The organism is Flavobacterium omnivorum, from assembly GCF_900099915.1.
Taxonomy (GTDB): domain Bacteria; phylum Bacteroidota; class Bacteroidia; order Flavobacteriales; family Flavobacteriaceae; genus Flavobacterium; species Flavobacterium omnivorum.
Genome location: NZ_FNDB01000005.1, coordinates 247,553 through 268,290, shown reverse-complemented (window position 1 = coordinate 268,290; position 20,738 = coordinate 247,553). Strand labels below are relative to the sequence as shown.

Genomic DNA, 20,738 nt, shown 5'->3' with positions numbered 1-20,738 from the left:
CTATAATGCTAGTAGTTCTTCAATTTGTTTTTCTTCGGCTAAACGTTGTAATGCTTTTTTGTAATCTGTTGGCATTACTTTGACAAAATGGCCTCGTTGGTTTTCCCAATCTTCTAAAATCCTTTTTGCCAAAGGGCTGTTGGTGTACATAGAATGATTTTTTATTAAACGTCTCAGTTTTGTAAAATCTTCTTCTTCCAATGTTTCAAAAGCGACCATTTCCATATTGCATAATGTAGCGTCGAATTTTTTATTTGGATCAAAAACATAAGCAATACCACCGCTCATCCCAGCTGCAAAATTTCTTCCCGTTTTTCCTAAAACTACGACAGTTCCTCCGGTCATATATTCACATCCATGATCTCCAATTCCTTCTACAACTGCTGTTGCTCCAGAATTTCTCACACAAAAACGTTCTCCAGCCATACCATTTATATATGCTTCACCAGTAATTGCTCCATAAAGGGCAACGTTACCAATGATGATATTTTCTTCTGGTTTGAAAGTAGCTGCAGGTGGGACTTTGATAATTAATTTACCTCCAGAAAGTCCTTTTCCTAAATAGTCATTACAATTCCCATGAATTTTAAAAGATAAACCATTGGTTGCAAAAGCACCAAAACTTTGTCCTGCCGATCCGGTAAAATCGACTAATATCGTATCTTCAGGCAAACCTTGCGCACCATATATTTTGGAAATTTCATTACTCAATATAGCGCCAACAGAGCGATCTGTATTCTTGATATCAAACGTAACTCTTGTTTTTTCTTTTCTATAAATAGAAGGAATAGCCGCTTTGATAATGTCAAAATCAAGTACATGCTCTAATGCGTGATCTTGAGTTGTCGTGTTGTGATTTGGAACTTCTTTAGCTTTTTCTGGTTTATATAAAATGGTTGACAAATCTAATCCACTTGCTTTATAATGCTTGATGGCTTTATTGACATTCAGTTTTTGAGATTGTCCTACCATTTCTTTAAGTGTCCTAAATCCAAGTTGTGCCATGATTTCTCTCAACTCCTCAGCAATAAAATACATGAAGTTGATGATGTGTTCCGGCGTTCCTTTGAAATTTTTTCTCAATTCAGGATCTTGAGTTGCAATACCAACTGGACACGTATTCAAGTGGCATGCTCTCATCATAATACAACCTGACGCTACTAAAGGTGCGGTTGCAAAACCAAATTCTTCGGCTCCAAGTAATGCAGCAATAGCGACATCACGACCAGTTTTTAATTGTCCGTCACATTCTAAAACTACGCGACTTCTTAAATCATTTAAGATTAATGTTTGTTGCGCTTCGGCAAGTCCAAGTTCCCAGGGAATACCGGTGTGTTGTAGTGAAGTTAACGGTGCAGCTCCAGTTCCTCCGTCGTATCCAGAAATCAAAATCACATCAGCTTTTGCTTTAGCAACACCGGCAGCGATTGTTCCAACACCCACTTCTGAAACTAACTTCACATTAATACGCGCTTCACGATTGGCATTTTTTAAATCAAAAATTAACTGTGATAAATCTTCAATAGAATAAATATCGTGATGTGGTGGCGGTGAAATTAAGCCAACATAAGGTGTTGAGTTTCTCACTTCAGCAATCCAAGGCACTACTTTTTCTCCAGGTAATTGACCACCTTCTCCTGGTTTTGCACCCTGAGCCATTTTTATTTGAATCTCTTTAGCATTGGTCAAATAGTTGATAGAAACCCCAAATCTTCCAGAAGCTACTTGCTTGATAGCACTATTTCTGGAATCTCCATTTAAGTCTTTTTGGAAACGTTTTGGATCTTCTCCACCTTCGCCAGAATTACTTTTTCCACCAATTCTGTTCATGGCAATCGCTAGATTTTCATGTGCTTCCTGACTGATAGATCCATAAGACATGGCACCAGTTTTAAATTTTTTCACAATTTCTGTCCAAGGCTCCACTTCGTCAATTGAAATAGGATCTAAGTTGTTAAATTCAAATAAACCTCTGATGGTCATCAAGTTTTCACTTTGATCATTGACCATTTTGGCATATTCTTTATAACTTTCAGGACTGTTTAAACGTACTGCTTGTTGTAATTTAGAAATCGTCGTTGGATTAAACATGTGTTTTTCACCGGATCTTCTCCATCTGTAAATACCTCCAATTTCTAAAGGCAATAAATTGCTGACTTTTGAATTTGGAAAAGCTTTTTGGTACCTTTTCTTGATTTCTTTTTCGACTTCCATTAAACCAATACCTTCAATTCGGGAAGGAGTGTAAGGAAAATATTTAGAAGTGAATGTTTTATTTAATCCTAAAATTTCAAAAATTTGTGCCGCTCTGTACGAATGTAAAGTAGAGATGCCAATTTTATTCATGATTTTCAGAATCCCTTTTGCGATAGCTTTATTATAATTTTTAATGGCATAATCCGCTTTTATACCAGTGATAAAACCTTCGTTTACTTGGTTATGAATAATTTCATTCACCATGTAAGGATTAATTGCACTTGCTCCGTAACCAAATAACAAGGCAAAATGGTGTGGCTCACGAGGTTCTGCAGATTCTATAATGATTCCAAATTTAGAACGAGATTTTAAAATATTCATAGAGTGATGAATATAAGAACAGGCTAAAAGCATTGGTATTGGAGCCATTTTTTCACTCACGCCTCTATCAGAAATGATAACAATATTACAACCATCTGAAACTGCCTTAAAAGTGGCTTGAACTGCTCTTTCCAAAGCACGTTCTAATCCGTTTACTCCTTTTTCGATGTCATATAAAGTAGAGATCGTTACTGATTTGAAATCAGCATGATCAATGTTTTTTACTTTATCTAAATCCTCGTTTGATATTACTGGATTTTGGATTTTTAATTTTTTACAATGTTTAGGTACAATATCAAAAATATTGTAATCTCCTCCAATTGCTAAACTGATATCCGTGATGATTTCTTCACGAATACCATCCAATGGTGGATTTGTAACCTGAGCAAACAACTGCTTGAAATAGTTGTATAAAAGCTGTGGTTGATCTGACAAAACCGCTAATGGAGTGTCATTTCCCATAGAGCTTAAAGCTTCTGCACCTTGGGTTCCCATTGGGTTTATGATAGTTTTTAAATCCTCTAAAGTGTATCCAAAAAGTCTTTGTCTTGTTTCAAAATCAATATTTTCTACAGGAATTGGATTGTCAGTGTATGGTATTTGAGCCAATTGTAGTAAATTTTCATCCAACCATTGTTGGTAAGGGCGTTTGGTAACAATAGCATTTTTGATCTCGTCATCTTCAATAATTCGCCCTTCGTTCATGTCCACAAGGAACATTTTTCCAGGTTCTAAACGACCATGTTGTATCACATCTTCTGGCTTGATGTCGAGAACACCAATTTCTGAAGACATAATTACGAAGCCACTTTTAGTCAAAGTATAACGGGAAGGACGCAATCCATTTCTATCCAATAAAGCACCAATAACGTTTCCATCAGTAAAAGGAATAGAAGCCGGGCCATCCCAAGGCTCCATGATACAAGCGTTGTATTCGTAAAATGCCTTTTTGTCGGCTGACATCGTCTGGTGTTTTTCCCAAGCTTCAGGAACGACCATCATCATGGCTTCCGGGAGAGATCGTCCTGTCATCAATAACAGTTCAATAACCATATCCATAGAAGCGGAATCTGATTTTCCTTCTAAAATAATTGGGAATAATTTTTTGATATCATCACCAAAAACGTCACTTTTCATCAATTCTTCACGAGCTCGCATGCGGCTAATATTACCACGGAGCGTATTGATTTCACCATTGTGACACATGTATCGGAACGGTTGTGCTAATTCCCAAGATGGAAATGTATTGGTAGAAAAACGTTGGTGAACCAAAGCTAATCGAGTTACCAAATCGTCATCCAATAAGTCAGTATAATACCTGCTGATGTCTTCCGGCATCAACAAACCTTTATATATTATAGTAGTAGTCGAGAAACTGGAAAAATAAAACATGTGGCTTTCTGAAATTCTTGAATTTCGAATCGTATGTTCTGCTATTTTCCTCGCTGCAAATAATTTAGCGTTAAATTGTTGTTCTGTAAGGTCTAAACCATTTTTACCTACAAATACTTGTTTAACGGTTGGTTCTTTCTCACCGGCAATTCGTCCTAAATTTGTTGCGTCAACAGGTACGTCTCTCCATCCTAGTATTTCTAAATTTTGATCACGTATTGAAGTTTCAAAAGTCGTTTTACAAAAAACAACTTGGTTTTTACTTTTGGGCATAAAAACCATTCCAACTGCATATTGTTTTGTCTCGGGGATTTCAAAATCACAAACTTTCTTAAAAAAATCATGTGGTATATCAAATAATATTCCTGCTCCATCTCCAGTTCTGCCATCTGAACTCACTGCGCCCCGGTGTTCTAATTTGATCAGGATATCTAGTGCTTTGTGGATAATATCATTTGACTTAATTCCATTTAAATTACAAATAAATCCTGCTCCGCAATTGTCGTGTTCAAATTCGGGCAAATAAAGGCCTTGTTCTTTAACTCTCATGCTTACTATTTTTTTTATACAAAAATAAAGATTTCGTTGAATATAATTCATTGTTTGCGGGTTAACGATTCTATTTTTACAATAAAATTAGAAAAACGTTTCGTAAATGATAATAAAGTAAATTAAATAGATTGTATACGACAAATCAATAATTTAAATTATTTTTAATGTAAAAAATAGTGTGATTACAATGAAATTAGAGGGCTAAGCAAGAATAATTCAATCGATATAGTACCTTTTTATATTTAAAACGAAAACTATTTTCCATTTTAAAAATGGATTAAAACTTAAATTTTAATTTTGAATTGTAATTTGATTTTTATTATCACTTTTAAATATAAAAAGATTTCTCTATTAAGATGAATTTTGCTATTTTTGTCCCACTTTTATTCTGAAAGAAATTCAGAAGCCAGACAAATTCTATATTATGAACATACACGAATATCAAGGAAAAGAGATTTTAGCTAGCTACGGAGTTCGCATTCAACGCGGAATCGTTGCTAATAGCCCTGTAGAAGCGGTTGCTGCTGCAAAACAATTAACTGCCGAAACGGGTACAAGTTGGTATGTTGTAAAAGCCCAAGTTCATGCAGGTGGACGTGGAAAAGGTGGTGGCGTGAAACTTGCCAAAAATTTACAACAAGTTGAAGAGATTTCAGAGCAAATCATCGGAATGCAATTGATTACACCTCAAACTTCTGCTGAAGGTAAAAGAGTACACAAAGTTTTAATTGCTGAAGATGTTTATTATCCTGGCGAAAGTGAAACTTCTGAGTTTTATGTTTCTGTTTTATTGAATAGAGCTACAGGTCGCAACATGATTATGTATTCTACTGAAGGTGGAATGGATATTGAAGAAGTTGCAGAACACACTCCTCATTTAATTTTTACTGAAGAAGTAGATCCTTCTGTTGGATTACAAGGTTTTCAAGCAAGAAGAATTGCTTTTAACTTAGGTCTTTCTGGAAATGCTTTCAAAGAAATGGTGAAATTCATCGATTCTTTATATAATGCTTACATAGGATCTGATGCTTCGATGTTTGAAATCAACCCGGTTTTAAAAACATCTGACAATAAAATTATGGCTGTTGATGCTAAAGTGAATATCGATGATAATGCTTTATACAGACAAAAGAAATATGCTGATATGCGTGACATTCGTGAGGAGAACCCAATCGAAGTGGAAGCTAAAGAAGTAGGATTAAATTATGTAGATCTTGACGGTACAGTTGGATGTATGGTGAACGGAGCTGGTTTAGCGATGGCAACTATGGATTTAATCAAGTATGCTGGTTTTGAGCCTGCTAACTTCCTTGATGTAGGTGGAACAGCTGATGCAAAACGTGTTGAAACTGCTTTCCGCATTATCTTAAAAGATCCAAACGTAAAAGCTATTTTGATTAATATTTTTGGAGGAATCGTTCGTTGTGACCGTGTGGCACAAGGAGTTGTTGACGCTTACAAAAATATGGGAGATGCAATTAAAGTGCCAATCATTGTTCGTTTACAAGGTACAAATGCAGCTATTGCAAAAGAATTAATTGACAATTCAGGAATGCCAATTTTATCAGCAGTTGAATTTCAAGAAGCTGCGGATCAAGTAAAAGCAGCACTTTCTTAATTAGAAAAATTGTTATATATTTTAAAAAAATCCTGAGTGAAAGCTCAGGATTTTTTTGTTTTTACCAGTAGATTATTTATTTTTTGAAATCTATTTTTAAGAGACATGTTTTTTTATAGCTAGAATTTTTAGAACCTAAAAATCATAAAAATAAATAAAAGTATAAATAATACTGACTTACAACCGTTACCTTTACTATTGTAAAAAAATCTTTTTTAAATATTATGAAACTTCATTTACAAAATAATTTGATAACTGAATTGCCTGCGGATTCCAATGAAATCAATGTTCCAAGGCAGGTTCATCAAGCTTGTTATTCGTACGTATTACCCAAAAAACCTTCAAATCCTTCGCTTATCCATGCTTCAAATGAAGTGGCTAATGCTATTGGTCTTTCTCAGGAAGATATACTTTCAGCTGATTTTTTAAATACTTTTTCAGGAAGTACCATTTATCCTGGCACGAAACCGTATGCTTTAAGTTATGCCGGACATCAATTTGGAAATTGGGCCGGACAATTAGGCGATGGTCGTGCCATTAATTTAACTGAAGTTATTCATGAAAATAAGTCGTACACATTGCAATTGAAAGGGGCAGGGCCAACACCATATTCGCGAACAGCAGATGGGTTTGCCGTTTTACGTTCTTCCATACGAGAGCATTTATGTGCTGAAGCGATACATTATTTAGGAGTTCCTACTACGCGCTCGCTTTCACTAATGCTTTCTGGCGATCAAGTATTGCGTGATGTTTTGTATAATGGTAATCCTGCTTACGAAAAAGGGGCTATTGTTTGTAGAGTTGCTCCTTCATTTATTCGTTTTGGTAGTTTCGAATTATTCGCTTCTCGAGAAGATCACGATAATCTCAAACTACTGACAGATTTTACCATAAAACATCATTTTCCTCATATTCAAAAAGAAGGTGTCGAAAAATATTTGGCCTTTTTTGAAGAGGTTACCCAAACTACGCTCAACATGATTGTAAACTGGCAACGCGTTGGTTTTGTTCATGGCGTTATGAATACCGATAATATGTCTATTCACGGCATCACCATAGATTATGGACCTTACGGTTGGTTGGAAGATTACAATTCCGGCTGGACACCAAATACAACCGATAACCAACATAAAAGATACCGTTTTGGCAATCAGCCAGAAATTGCACTGTGGAATTTGTATCAATTGGCAAACGCGCTGTTTCCTTTGATAAACGATGCAAAGCCACTCGAAACTATTTTAGAGGCGTATAGTACAAATTACGAAAAGGAGTATTTGAATATGATGCGAGATAAACTTGGGTTTCAAATTAAAAAAGAACAAGATGTAGTTTTGATTCAGAGCTTAACTCAATTGCTTGAAAAGGTAGAAACGGACATGACTATTTTCTTTAGAAACCTGAGTAATGTTACCAAAGCTGATGCTGCAATAACCGCTTTCAATGCCATAAAAGAGGCTTTTTACAATGAAAAGGATGTAGATGAAACAATCTTGAAAGATTGGCACGATTGGTTGGAGAAGTACAGCATTCGAATCAATGCAGAAACACTTTTCGATTCTGAAAGAAAAGAGAAAATGAATAAAGTAAATCCAAAATATGTCTTGCGAAATTACATGTCGCAATTGTGTATTGATGACGCGGATAAAGGAGATTATTCTTTGCTAAACGAGTTATTTGAAATGCTTAAAAATCCGTATGACGAGCAACCGAATTTTCAAAAGTGGTTTACCAAAAGACCCGATTGGGCGAGAGATAAAGTGGGATGTTCTATGTTGAGCTGTAGTTCTTAAAATTGGATTTAAACGCTATTGAAAACAGAATCTATTTTATACCAATTGCTTCATGACCTCTTAATAAAGTCTTGTTTTTATTTTCTAAATTCTCTTTAGTTTTCCCCAAGATGTTTATGATGTCAAATTTGGTGTGACTTTTTCTTAAGTTATAAAATGCTTTTGAATTAGTGACTTCAACTTCTAAAATGTAATTTCGGTCTAATTTGAAAGTTACCACATTGTCTTTTATTAATGTTCCATTTACCATATAAATGATATTGTTACTTTTGATTTTTGTGAATTCAGATTTAATTTGTTCCAAACTTATAAAATCATATTTCTTAGGTTTTTTGGAAGTAATGTTAATTTGGCCACGATACAACACACCATTTATAGTTGAGTCCTTTTTTACAACATTTATAGATTCAATTTCATTTGGGTCGACGTATTCAATTGTATTGCTGGGAACTAAGTTTAAATCAATAAACACTGCAGGTTTTACAGTTTTATTATTTTGTCCAAAAAACAAGGTTGTGAAAAGTAGTATGGAGCAGGTTAGAATACATTTCATATTTGAAGGTGTAAATTGATTTAGATTAACTAAACATACAAAAAAATCCTGAACTCTCATTCAGGATTTTGATATTGTATTAGTTTCCAATTTCTTGAATCGCATCTGATTCATATATTTTGAAACCTGTATTATTTATTTGTGCAATTTTCAAAAGTGCTTTGGCTACTGTTTTACCTTCAATGGGTTTGTACTTTTTCAAGTTTCCAAGGAATAAGAAGGAAAGTGTTTTCATAAAAAACGCACCAACTTTTTCTCCCAATCTAAATTCAGTTCGGTTTCCTAAAAGAAGCGATGGCTGCAATACAACAACACTTTCAAAATTACAATCCTTAAGAAAATCTTGAATTTCTCCTTTTGTTTTCAAATAAGAATTTTGGGATTTTGAATCAGCATTAAGAGAGGATATAATTAAAAATTGTTTGACTCTATTTTGCAAAGCAAAAGCCGCAAACTGTCGAGGATATTCAAAATCTACTTTTTTAAAAGCTTTTTTACTTCCCGCTTTTTTGATTGTTGTTCCTATAGTACAAAAGAAATCATCACCAACGACTAATTCTTTATAGGTTTCCGGATTATCAAAATCAATGATGTGTTGTGTTAATTTTGGATGCTTTATACCTGAATCTCTTTTTACGAAAGTGATCACCTTTAGATAGTCATTGCTATCTAAAAGAAAGTTCAATAGTTGTGAACCTATCAAACCGGTGCTTCCAATAATTAGGGCCGTTTTCACAGTTATGATTTTTTATTCTTGCCGAAGTTGAATTTCACTTTCTCTACTACTTGGACTTTTGAATTTCCCTTAGGATATTGTTTTTTAGAAGTGTTTTTTGTAGCAGGTCTTGATTTTGAAGGTGCTTCGTCACCTCGTGATTTTTCTTCGTCTCTTGGTTTTGCCTTAAACTCGGGTCTGTCTTTAGATCCTTCTTTTGCAGGAATTTGAGCTTTATGTTTTGCTAAAACATCATTCGGGTTTTTTGGATTTTCCTTTGTTCCGCGCAAGTGAATTACCAATGCATTTAGGAAGTTACGCAACACTTGGTCTCCACATTCCATGTAGTTTTCATGTTTTTCATCACGAAAAAAAGCGCCTAATTCTGATTTAGTGATTCTAAAATCTACCAGTTCTAATATTTCAACTATTTGATCGTCACGTAACATTAAGGCTACACGAAGTTTTTTAAAGATATCGTTATTTGTCATCATATTCTAATTTTTTACAAAGGTACGGTTTAAAAGCAATTGGACCACAATTTTAGATTCAGAATTGGTTTTGATTCAGAAGGTGAATTATGATATCCAAATCTTCTTTTTTGTGATTGGCAGTAATTACAATTCTGTTTAAATCTTTGGTGCCTGTCGCGTATTTAAAATTGGTTACAATAATTTTATTCGCAGCTAAAACTTCATTTATTCCTTCTATTTCCGGATAAATAAGTGGATATTCAGGATCAAAAAGGACTGCTTTGTTTTTAATTAAATGAGTATTAATATAGTTTAAATTGTCTTTTAATTTCAGATGCTGTTGCAAATAAATAGTTTCAGCTTCAGCCATGGTTTGTACAAATGCGGCATTCATTCCGGCACTGGATACAAATGTATCATGATTTCTCATCTGAATGATAAATTCAGAATCACTTGCAATTATGCCTCCTGTCAGTCCAAAGGCTTTGCCCAAAGAGGACACCATGATTTTACTTTTAATATTGGAAAGATTGATTTTTGAAAAAATTCCGCAACCATTCGTTCCTAAAATTCCAAGTGAATGCGATTCATCAATAACTAAAGTGATTTCTTTATTGTTCGGAATCAAATTTAGAATAGAAAGATCGATTGGTTGTACATGAAAGGAGGGAACCGAATCCGTCAAAACAGTAATTTTTTCAATTTCAGAATCGAGTAACCGAGGATTTATCTTTTCTCCAATAAAAAAAGGAAGACTGTTTTGCGCTTTGATGGCAGTGTGCGTATCTGGAAAATGAAAAAAGCAATCGGTTTCAGGCGTTAATGTTTCAATAACTAATTTTCCTGCTAACATTCCGGAAGAAAGTGTAAGAGCAGCATCCGCTTTGATGAAATCGGCTAAAAATCGTTCGCCATTTTCGTAGGCGGTCATTTGAATATTTGCACTTCGAGAGCTTCCATACGCTGTTCCCCATTGCAAAATGTTTTTGATAAGCAGTTTTTGGAACTCAGGATGCGTTGGCAAACCCAAATAAGCCGTTCCTCCAAAATAAAGATATTCTTTATTTTCGATTTCAATTATTCGATCTGGAAATTGGTTGACTTTCATTTAAAACTACATTAAAGTTACACCAGTTCCGTTTAAGTCAGAATAGTTTATTTTTCCAAAATCGATTGTCACTCCTGTGGCAATATCTTCTGCCAAAAGCAATGCACCGTCCATATCAACATAATCCAATTGTGGCAATAAATGCGCAATCGCAGAAATCCCTACAGTCGATTCGGTCATACAACCCACCATGGTTTTTAGACCTAATTTCTTAGCTTCTTGAATCATTCGTCTTCCGGGAGTTAAACCGCCACATTTTACTAATTTGACATTTACCCCATGAAAATGGTTATGACATTTTGCTACATCTTCTTCTATAATACAACTTTCGTCAGCGATAATCGGTAAAACGGAATGTTTGAAAACTTCTCTATGACCTTGCCAATTGTCGGCTTTCATGGGCTGTTCCAAAAATTCCACTCCTAATTTTTTTAACTCGATGGCATTATTTATGGTTTCTTCAATACCCCAGCCACAATTGGCATCGATTCTAAAAACAGCATTCGTATGTTTCCGAAGTTCTGTAACAATGGCAATATCTTCTTTGGTTCCCAATTTTATTTTATAAATTGGCCAATGTAATTCCTTCATTTTAGCCACCATTTTTTCGATGGATGCAATTCCAATCGTGTAATCTGTCAATGGATTTTTGTCAATGGAATAATTCCACAATTCGTATAACTTCTTTCCTTTTTTGCGAGCATATAAATCATTGTATGCCATGTCCAAAGCGCACAAAGCAAACATATCGTCTTTTAAATATGGATGGATTTTTGCCCAAAATGCTTCGGGTATTTCATCTATAGTATTTTCTATTATGGTTCTAATTTTTTCTAAATCCTGCATCATCACCGGAACGGTTGTTTTATAATATGGATTAGAAGTTGCTTCGCCAAAACCAGAAAAACCATCACGTTGCAACTCCACAATCAAAGAAGGCTGAACGTTAATCGATTCTCTTGAAATCGTGAACGTATGTTTTAATTTGAGGTTGTATTCTCTTAATATTAGTTCCATTTGAGGTTTAATTATACTATTTGTTGTGTTTATTTGAAGCAGAATTTTTAGTAACCGAGCCATAAAATGGCATCAACAAAACCATCGCGCCATAGTTTTTCATTGTGTTTTCCGTTTTTTACAATTGTTTTTTTATTTAAATTGAGGCAATAGCATCGATTAGAATTTAGTAAATATTCCATTTTGTTCAAATCTGAAACCATGTCGTCACTTTCAGCATCACCACACAGAAAATAAATTTTCGACTTTATTTTTTTGGATTTTTCAGTCAGCGTATAAATGTCTTTGGTAAACCAAAACGAAGGCGAAAAAACACCTGCTTTTCCAAAAATTTCAGGGTATTTTAAAACGGCATAATAGGAAGCCAAACCGCCAAGAGAACTTCCCATGATGATTGTATTTTTCTTTCTAGTTTTGGTTCGATACGTTTTGTCAATTTGTGGTTTCAATGTTTTCACGATAAATTCTAAATAGTGATCTGCTTTTCCACCACCGTATTTTTCGTTTTTAAAAGGCGTTAATTCCTCCATTCGTTTCTCATTTCCATGTTCGATTCCTATCACAATAACTTGCGCTTTTAGGCTGTCCAGTTTTTCATCTACATTCCATTCCCCGGAATAAGAAGTTTTAGCATCAAATAAGTTTTGAGCATCATGCATATATATTACAGAGAAATTCTTTTTTGAAGTTGCATAATTTTCGGGTAAATACACCCAAATTTTCTTTGTAGCTTGAAGTTGTGGTGCTTCAATAGTAAAAGTAGAAACTTGTTTAGAAGCAGTTCTTTCTTGAGCATACGCATGTGAAAATATAAAAAATAATGTGAGAACGGGAAGCAGTTTTTTAATCATTATGTTTTTTTTAAAGCATTTATTCGTAGTTAAAAATAGTTATATTTTTTATTATTTGATTATAAACTTTATTTGATGTTTTTTGTTTTTTTTGAACAGTTTTTTAAATCTTTTATTAATGAATGTAAGTATATGATTTACTGTGTTTACTATTTTCAAGTTTTCTTCCTTTATTTCATTTAACAATTTGCATGTTTGTAATAAGATTAAGTGGCATAGTTATTGGTTTTGCCTTCAATAGTTATTAATTAAATTTTTGAACAGATGAAACAGATAAAAGTACTTGCATTACTAGGAATCTCCTTTTTTGCCTCAAGCACTATAAATGCGCAAGTTTCAGTGGGTGTAAACATTGGACTTCCCTCAGTGGTAATATCGGGTCAATATGAACGCAGATATGAACCACAAAGGAGAAATGTTGAATATCGCGAAGAACACGTTATATATGTAGATCATAGTGAATGTGATGATAGATGGCATGACGATCGAAGGTACGAACAAAGAAATTATAGAGAAAAAAAACACTATCACGGAAAGGATTATTATAAAAAATACAAAGGGAAAGAGCATAAAAGAGACTACGATGATGAGGATGACGACTAATAGTTGTTCGAAATGAGAGTATACAATGAGAGAATCAATTTTGGTTCTCTTTTTTTTATTCATTTCTCCTTAAAGTCTAGAAATATTTTAATGGTATATTATAATGAGATTATTGTTTTTGTACAATTTTTTTATGCTTGTAAAAAATAGGAGAATAACTGTCATTTGTTTATTCATTATCAACATTTAGGGTTTTCATTATAAAATTGATATTTTAGCTAAAAATAATAATTTGATGAATACATTCGAACAAAAGAGGAGTTTACTTCTAGAAATGATTGCTTTTTCTACCGTTGACGGACATTTGCATAAAAGAGAATATGAGTTTTTAGAAATTGTCGCCAAAGAACTGAGTTTTGACAGTACTGTTTTTAAAGATTTTTTTCATCAAGAATTACCTTTACTACCGATAAAAACTGAATTTCAACGGATTCAACAATTTTATAGATTGGCTTTATTGATGTTTTGTGACGGAATTTTACATAAAAAAGAAGCTGTTGCTATTCAGCAAATAGCAATTGAAATGGGACTTAATCCAACAGCTACAAAACGCATTCTTAAATTGATGAATGAAGCGCCTAATGCAATTATAGAAGCTGAAGTTTTATTAAATATTTTTCAGGAACAACATAATTAACCTTTGATTCTAGTAGATTTTAAGCATCTATATTTTTACTATTTATTTCTTAAAAGATATTTTCACACCGAAGCCGGTCTGTAAATCAGGTGCATTATCTAGGGTAAGGTCTTCTCTAATGTATATAAAATAAGAATATTGTTTAACAGAATAGGTGCAGATTAAATTCCACGCATCAAGATTTTCATATAGATGAGATAATGTTTCCTGCCAATGCGATTTTACTCTTTCGCCAGTTAAAACAATGTGATTAAAATCATTTTTATTATTGTAAGGTGTTTGAAAAGTATAATTGATTCCAAATGAGATCGTATTATTATTTTGAAGTTTTCTTTTGTAATCAATAAGTCCTTCAAAACTGTATAGGAAGGAGCGATCGCTGAAGTTTATTCGATCTCCAAACTGGAATAATCGCTGTCTTAAAGCGCCTGCACTGATGCCTACAGTCAATATGTTTTTATCTTTAACTATCATTTTCTTGATAGCGGAAGAAGAAATACCAAAGTCCGTTACAGGATTATATCTGGACATATTGATGCCGAAATGGGCGCCAAAATTCAGATAGATTCGATATTTCTTATTTATTTCTAATTTTGGATAGTAGAAATAATTAATCTCCATTCCGGGAATTCTAAAATCACCATTGTTCATTGTTAGTGTGGCGTTTTTTTCGTCTTCATAGGATATTTTTGCTTTGTTTAAACCATAATACCGTCTCGAAAACGGATCTTCGCCTCCGGCAATAGTACTGTGAAACCATTCAATGGATTCATCAGAGGTAAAAATTGAAAATGGATATTTTCCTCCGTCAAGGGAATACGATCGGACGCCAAAAGTAAGTTCTTGATTGACTGATAAAGGCAAGGAAAATGTAAATTTATAGGATCTAATGACACCGTCAGCAGTAAATGAGTTGGTTTGAGCAGGAACGGTGCTGAGATAAAATTTAAATTCTCGGTCATGCCAAGGAAACTGTGCCGAATTTGCTCTATCAGCTGGATTTGTTAAAGTATATGATTTAACATAAGGCAACATCACATTTCCGCTGGAAACTTTAAATGAGAAGGAGTATTTCTCTGGTGAACGGACTTTAAAATTATGATTTATTCGCGAAATATACATTCCTAGGGGGTGATTAGAAAGAATATTAGGTTTGATTAAATCAGTGGAGTTTTCTATTTCTGTGCGTATTAAATCCGGCTCCGAAGTTTGTCCTGAAGCACCTGAAATAAATCCTAAAAGAATTAAAATGTATGAATGGTATTTCATTTAAAATCGTAATTGATTGTATGACAATTAGATAGCATTTCAATTCAAATTTAAAACTTTTTAAATGATTTAAAAACATTTCACGGCAAAATAGTAGCACTTAAAGCGATCAAAATTTGCGAAGATACATTTTATATTTGTTTGTAATGATGTATTGCAGCGTTAGCTAGGCTAATTGACCTTGTAATCTCTTGATATCATCCCGTAATTTTGCCGCTTGCATAAAGTCTAAATCTTTTGCCGCTTTCTCCATTGATTTGCGTTTCTCTCTAATAATCTTCTCGATTTCCGGTTTGGACATATAAGTCGTCTCCGGTTCAGCAGCTGAGTTTAAGGTAAGTCCTAATTCATAATCGACTAATGGATTTTTGGTAAAAGCGCTCTCGATTTTTTTATTTAAAGCCATCGGAACCAAGTTGTGTTCTGTGTTGTAATTAATTTGTTTGGTTCTGCGGTAATTGGTTTCATCAATAGTTTTTTGCATGCTATTTGTGATTTTATCGGCATACATAATTGCTTTTCCATTGAGGTTTCTTGCCGCTCTACCAATGGTTTGCGTCAATGAACGGTGGCTTCTTAAAAAACCTTCTTTGTCTGCATCTAATATGGCGACCAAAGAAACTTCTGGTAAATCCAACCCTTCACGAAGTAAATTAACACCAATCAACACATCAAAAATTCCTTTTCGCAAATCTTGCATGATTTCTATTCGTTCTAAAGTATCTACTTCAGAGTGAATGTAACGGCAACGAATATTAACTTTTGTTAAATATTTAGCGAGTTCTTCCGCCATTCTTTTGGTTAACGTCGTCACCAAAACGCGTTCGTCAATTTCGGCCCGAACTTGAATTTCTTCGATTAAATCATCGATTTGGTTTAAACTTGGTCGGATTTCGATAATTGGATCTAGTAAACTTGTCGGACGAATTACCTGTTCCACAACAACACCTTCTGTTTTTTGCAACTCATAATCCGCTGGTGTTGCGGAAACATAAATCACCTGATTTTGCATGGCTTCAAATTCTTCAAACTTCAAAGGACGATTGTCCATTGCGGCGGGTAGCCGGAAACCATATTCCACTAAATTTTCTTTTCGGCTTCGGTCTCCGCCATACATAGCGCTAACTTGTGAAAGAGTCACGTGACTTTCATCAACCACCATCAAGTAATCTTTAGGGAAATAATCCAATAAACAAAAAGGTCTGGTTCCCGGTAAACGACCATCAAGATAACGAGAGTAATTCTCGATTCCAGAGCAATAACCCAATTCCCGAATCATCTCCAAATCAAAATTGGTGCGTTCTTCCAATCGTTTTGCTTCTAAAGGTTTGCCAATTTCCTTGAAATAATCAACTTGTTTTACCAAATCTTGTTGTATTTCCCAAATGGCGCCTTGTAAAACATCTGGTGAAGTCACAAACATATTAGCCGGATAAATAGTCAGTTTGTCAAATTTTTCAAGAACCTGAGAATTTTTGGTGTCAAAACTTTCAATTTCCTCAATTTCATCCCCAAAGAAATGAACTCTGTAAGCTTCATCTGCATAACTTGGATAAACATCTACTGTATCACCTTTTATCCTGAAACTTCCTGGATTAAAATCGGCTTCGGTTCTGGAATATAAACTTTGCACCAGTTGATGCAATAATTTGGTACGAGAAATAATTTGTCCTTTCTCAATTGGAATCAAGTTTTTTTGAAATTCTATCGGATTTCCAATACCATACAAACAAGAAACCGATGCCACGACTAAAATATCTCTTCGTCCGGAGAGTAACGAGGCAGTTGTTGACATTCTCATTTTTTCTAGTTCTTCATTGATAGATAAATCCTTTTCGATGAAAACGCCGGTTACGGGCATAAAAGCTTCGGGCTGGTAGTAATCGTAATAGGAAACGAAATATTCCACGGCATTATTCGGGAAGAATTGTTTGAACTCAGAGTATAATTGAGCTGCCAACGTTTTGTTGTGTGCCAAAACTAAAGTTGGTCTTTGCACTTCCTGAATTACATTGGCTACCGTGAATGTTTTTCCAGATCCGGTAACACCTAATAAAGTTTGGAATTTTTCACCATCAGTAATTCCCTGAACTAATTTTTCAATCGCTTGGGGTTGGTCGCCTTTGGGCTGGTAATCGGATACTACTTGGAAATTCATTTAATTAAGGGGCAAAGTTTTAGAAATGCAAAGGTACAAAGTTTGGATTCTTTTATTACCTAAGATTAAGCCAAAAAAAAACCATTCGCGCAAGCGAATGGTTTTCAGTATAAAATAAGGTGTTCTAGAAACTCAAGCTTAACCTAGCAAAAAGGAATCTCCCGTTTTGACCAAATTGAGAGGTGTTTCTTGAATATGCAAATTGATTTGCATTTGATAAGTCAATTGTGGAGGGTGCAGCGGTGTAATCTATAGCTCCAGATACTAATCTAGGTCTGATTGCAGTTTGTGTACCAAGATTTGCATCAGGATAGATATCAAAAATATTGTTAGCGCCAATTACAACTTTTGCAGCTTCAGTAATTTTGAAACCAACAGATAAATCAGTGATTATTTTTGCGCCCCAGATTGGATGCTCAATTTCGACTGGTTGACCATTTATTATTGCTCCTTCAACTCTTCCATCTCCATTTACATCAGCTGTATTTGGATCAGTAACCTGTCCGAAGTAAACATTTCTCAAAAAGAAATCGAATTTTTTATAAGTAAATGAGTTGGTTAAATTTCCTTTAACTCTTGGAATGGCTTCTTCTAAATAGACTCTGCTCATTTCAGAAAAATAGCGGTTTATTTGACCATTAGCAACTAAAGTAGGCGATCCTTGTATAGCACCCACTTGTCTTGTTTGAGAAAAAGTAGTAGCTAAATCAGATTTGATTACTATAGCTCCTAAATTTAGCTTATGTGTTATAATGATATCAATTCCTTTCGACTCTGTACTAATAGCATTGGCAAAAAAGGTAGCCGCATTTGCTCCAGCGAGATCAAATTGTTCTTGAAGCTCTCTCTGTGGTGTTCCGTCAGCAAACGTGCCCGATGGACGAGAAAATTGATCCGTCAAAGTTACTCGGTCATCTATTCTTACAATATAAGCATCGGCAGTCAAAGTAATGTTTCCCTCTGGAATCTTAGCGGTAAAACCAATACTAGCACTTTTAGATTCTTCTTGTTTCAATTGCGGAATTCCAAGGGCTTTAGCTGCTGGGGAATCATTACTAAATGTACTTACTTCAAATGGTACACCACCAACAAATTGAGTCGCGGTAGCTTTAAAATTGATTTGGTGTAACGATGGCGCACGGAAACCTGTGGAAACGGCACCACGCAAATTAATGTTGTCTGTTAGTTTATAACGACTGGCAACTTTAAAATTAGTAGTGTTTCCAAAATCAGAATAGTTTTCAAAACGAACGGCTCCGTTCACTAACCATTTTTCTGTAACATCATATTCAAGATCTCCATAAATAGCGGCACTGTTACGACCTTTGTCAACAGCATTTGCTGGCCTGAAACCTGGAAATACTTGGGAGCCATTTCCTCTAATAGATCCAAAGAAATCGGTTACGATCAGATTAGCAGGGGTTACTCCAGGTAAAGCGACATTACCGTTTATATCATATAAATTATATGATTCTGGTTGTCCAGCATTGATGCTATATTTTTCATTTCTGTATTCAGCTCCAAAAGCAACGTTCAAATCACCAAATTTTTGATTCATGTCAAAATTAGTTGTGTTTTGGCTAAATGCTAATCCACCTGCATCAAAAGTAGTTGGAGAGTTCTCTCTCATGGAAGAATTGACGGTATTTTCAACACCATAATCAAAACTGTTTCTACCAAAAGTATTACTCAAGTCAAAATTCCAATTACCAAAAATAGTACCTCGCAATCCTGCTGCTGCTGAAATATCGTTAATTGTCGAATGGATTTCAGGTAAAAAACCATTTGGATACAAACCAGTATACGATCTAGATTGATTTGGTCTTCTGTAAAATCCAGCAGCTTCACCAGTTCTGTGGCTGTTCCCTCCAAAAGCATACAATTCTAATTTATCAGTTAAAGGATAGGCAGCATTTACAAAGAATTGTGAGCTTTGAAGTGATGATTGACCTACTCGCATATTAAAATCATTTCGACCTAAACCTCTAAAGGCTAGTTCGTCAGTTGTGGCATCAATTCCTAATAAAGTTCTCATCCCCGGTAAATTTCCATTCGATGCGGCAGTTTGAATATTAGCTTTTGTTGTTGCATCAAAATAACTTACTTGTTGCGCATACGTATTAATTGTGTTCAGTAAACCGTTGTAAAAACCAGGGGTTGTGTTTAACGTATTCGCATACAAACTATTAATGTTAATACCTGCTATTCTAGCTCTTTCTTCAACAGCATTGTATCGGTTAAATAGATTTCCTGTAACTTCTTTAGCACGACTTGTTTGACCTCTCAATTGAGCACTTGCCGTAACATTAATGAAACTTTTTTCCTTTCCTAAATTTGTTCCGTAGTTCAAGTCAATTTGAATGTTGTTTCCATCATTTCCGCCGGTATGGTCGTTAGCATTTTTAGAAAAATGACTTCCTCCAAAAAGGTTTATTTCTAATTTTTTAGTGTCTTTTTTCATGTTGATGTTGATTACACCAGCAATAGCATCTGAGCCATATTGAGCTGAAGCTCCATCTCTTAATACCTCAATTTTTTCGATAGCAAAAGCGGGAATGGAATTCAAGTCGGTACCTACAGCTCCTCTGCCAGGTGATCCATTGATGTTTACTAAAGATGACGTATGACGTCGTTTTCCATTGATCAAAACCAATACTTGGTCTGGTCCTAAACCTCTTAATTGTGCAGGGTCAATGTGATCTGTTCCATCAGCTACTGTTGTTGTATTTGAGGTAAATGACGGCGCAACCATGTTCAAAATCTGATTCAAATTTGTTTGAGCTCCCTGTGAAGCAATTTCTTTCATGCTAATTACATCAATAGGTACTGCAGATTCAGTGACTGTTCTGGTTGGATTTCTGGATCCGATTACGACAACATCTTGCAGTGTTTCGCCACTTCCCATTAAAGTAACGTTTAATGTAGTTCCGGTTACCTTCAGCGATTTAGTTTCTAATCCTACATAGGAAAATTGTAAAACGTCTCCAATTTCAGCGCTGATGGTATACGTTCCATCAATATCTGTTGTTGTTCCTTTTGTTGTTCCTTTTACGATAATTGTTACGCCAGGTAACGATTCTCCTTTTTCATCTACAACGCGACCTTTGATAATCTCTGCAGTTGTGTTTTGATTTAAATTAGAGAAAAATTCACCATTCATTACGCTGTTGGCAATACCTTCTTTTTGTAAAATAATTTGATTACTTACTTCGGTATAATTCATTTTTAATGGTTTCAAAATGCGTGTCAATACACTTGATAATGCTTCGTTGTTAGCATAAACACTCACTTTTTGATTCAATTGTGACATTCTCGAATTGTACGAAAATTTTACATGTGCCAATTTTTCAAGTTTAGTCAGCGCAGTATCTAAGTTCAAATCGGTCACGGTAATAGTTACTTTTGTGTCCAGTTTTTTTTGACCT

At 34.7% G+C, this 20,738-nt stretch carries 14 protein-coding genes; 4 read left to right on the top strand and 10 right to left on the bottom strand.

Annotated features, from left to right (window positions below; translation table 11 throughout):
- A complete protein-coding gene (gene gltB / locus BLS90_RS07985) occupies nt 1-4,518 on the bottom strand; it encodes a glutamate synthase large subunit (RefSeq protein WP_091257128.1) in 4,518 nt (1,505 codons plus the stop codon).
- Between the two features lie 427 nt (nt 4,519-4,945).
- Here gltB and sucC point away from each other — a divergent pair, with 427 nt between their 5' ends.
- Nucleotides 4,946-6,139, top strand: coding sequence for an ADP-forming succinate--CoA ligase subunit beta (gene sucC, locus BLS90_RS07980; protein WP_073354336.1), 1,194 nt, complete (start codon nt 4,946-4,948; stop codon nt 6,137-6,139).
- A 221-nt stretch (nt 6,140-6,360) separates the two neighbouring features.
- Nucleotides 6,361-7,929 carry a protein adenylyltransferase SelO gene (locus tag BLS90_RS07975; RefSeq protein ID WP_394331026.1) on the top strand — a complete coding sequence of 523 codons (1,569 nt, stop codon included), beginning with the start codon at nt 6,361-6,363 and terminating at the stop codon, nt 7,927-7,929.
- Nucleotides 7,930-7,960: 31 nt separating this feature from the next.
- Here the strand turns inward: BLS90_RS07975 and BLS90_RS07970 are convergent, their stop codons facing one another.
- The 6 genes from BLS90_RS07970 to BLS90_RS07945 all read right to left on the bottom strand — a co-directional run bounded on the left by BLS90_RS07970 (nt 7,961) and on the right by BLS90_RS07945 (nt 12,646).
- Complete coding sequence (locus BLS90_RS07970; protein WP_139171396.1) at nt 7,961-8,482, bottom strand: hypothetical protein; 522 nt, start codon at nt 8,480-8,482, stop codon at nt 7,961-7,963.
- 79 nt (nt 8,483-8,561) lie between these two features.
- A complete protein-coding gene (locus BLS90_RS07965) occupies nt 8,562-9,218 on the bottom strand; it encodes an NAD(P)H-binding protein (protein ID WP_091257125.1) in 657 nt (218 codons plus the stop codon).
- A gap of 2 nt (nt 9,219-9,220) precedes the next feature.
- Nucleotides 9,221-9,688: a DUF1456 family protein gene (locus tag BLS90_RS07960; protein ID WP_073207685.1), complete on the bottom strand. Its 468-nt coding sequence runs from the start codon at nt 9,686-9,688 to the stop codon at nt 9,221-9,223.
- 58 nt (nt 9,689-9,746) lie between these two features.
- Nucleotides 9,747-10,778, bottom strand: a complete 1,032-nt coding sequence (locus tag BLS90_RS07955) for an aminotransferase class I/II-fold pyridoxal phosphate-dependent enzyme (protein WP_091257124.1) — start codon at nt 10,776-10,778, stop codon at nt 9,747-9,749.
- 6 nt (nt 10,779-10,784) lie between these two features.
- Nucleotides 10,785-11,795: a dipeptide epimerase gene (locus tag BLS90_RS07950; protein WP_091257148.1), complete on the bottom strand. Its 1,011-nt coding sequence runs from the start codon at nt 11,793-11,795 to the stop codon at nt 10,785-10,787.
- A gap of 47 nt (nt 11,796-11,842) precedes the next feature.
- Nucleotides 11,843-12,646 carry an alpha/beta hydrolase gene (locus tag BLS90_RS07945; protein WP_091257123.1) on the bottom strand — a complete coding sequence of 268 codons (804 nt, stop codon included), beginning with the start codon at nt 12,644-12,646 and terminating at the stop codon, nt 11,843-11,845.
- Nucleotides 12,647-12,910: 264 nt separating this feature from the next.
- Between BLS90_RS07945 and BLS90_RS07940 the strand changes: the two genes are divergently transcribed.
- On the top strand, nt 12,911-13,249 hold the full coding sequence (locus BLS90_RS07940; protein ID WP_091257122.1) for a hypothetical protein: 339 nt from the start codon (nt 12,911-12,913) through the stop codon (nt 13,247-13,249).
- A 235-nt stretch (nt 13,250-13,484) separates the two neighbouring features.
- Nucleotides 13,485-13,886, top strand: a complete 402-nt coding sequence (locus BLS90_RS07935; protein ID WP_091257121.1) for an excinuclease ABC subunit B — start codon at nt 13,485-13,487, stop codon at nt 13,884-13,886.
- 42 nt (nt 13,887-13,928) lie between these two features.
- On the opposite strand, the gene BLS90_RS07930 is transcribed toward BLS90_RS07935, so the two are convergent.
- From BLS90_RS07930 to BLS90_RS07920, 3 genes are all read right to left on the bottom strand, one after another.
- A complete protein-coding gene (locus BLS90_RS07930; RefSeq protein ID WP_091257120.1) occupies nt 13,929-15,155 on the bottom strand; it encodes a hypothetical protein in 1,227 nt (408 codons plus the stop codon).
- A 166-nt stretch (nt 15,156-15,321) separates the two neighbouring features.
- Nucleotides 15,322-17,313: an excinuclease ABC subunit UvrB gene (gene uvrB / locus BLS90_RS07925; RefSeq protein ID WP_091257119.1), complete on the bottom strand. Its 1,992-nt coding sequence runs from the start codon at nt 17,311-17,313 to the stop codon at nt 15,322-15,324.
- A gap of 124 nt (nt 17,314-17,437) precedes the next feature.
- Nucleotides 17,438-20,473 (bottom strand): TonB-dependent receptor, encoded by a 3,036-nt coding sequence (locus BLS90_RS07920; protein WP_091257147.1) that lies wholly within the window; start codon nt 20,471-20,473, stop codon nt 17,438-17,440.
- Nucleotides 20,474-20,738 lie beyond the last annotated feature (265 nt).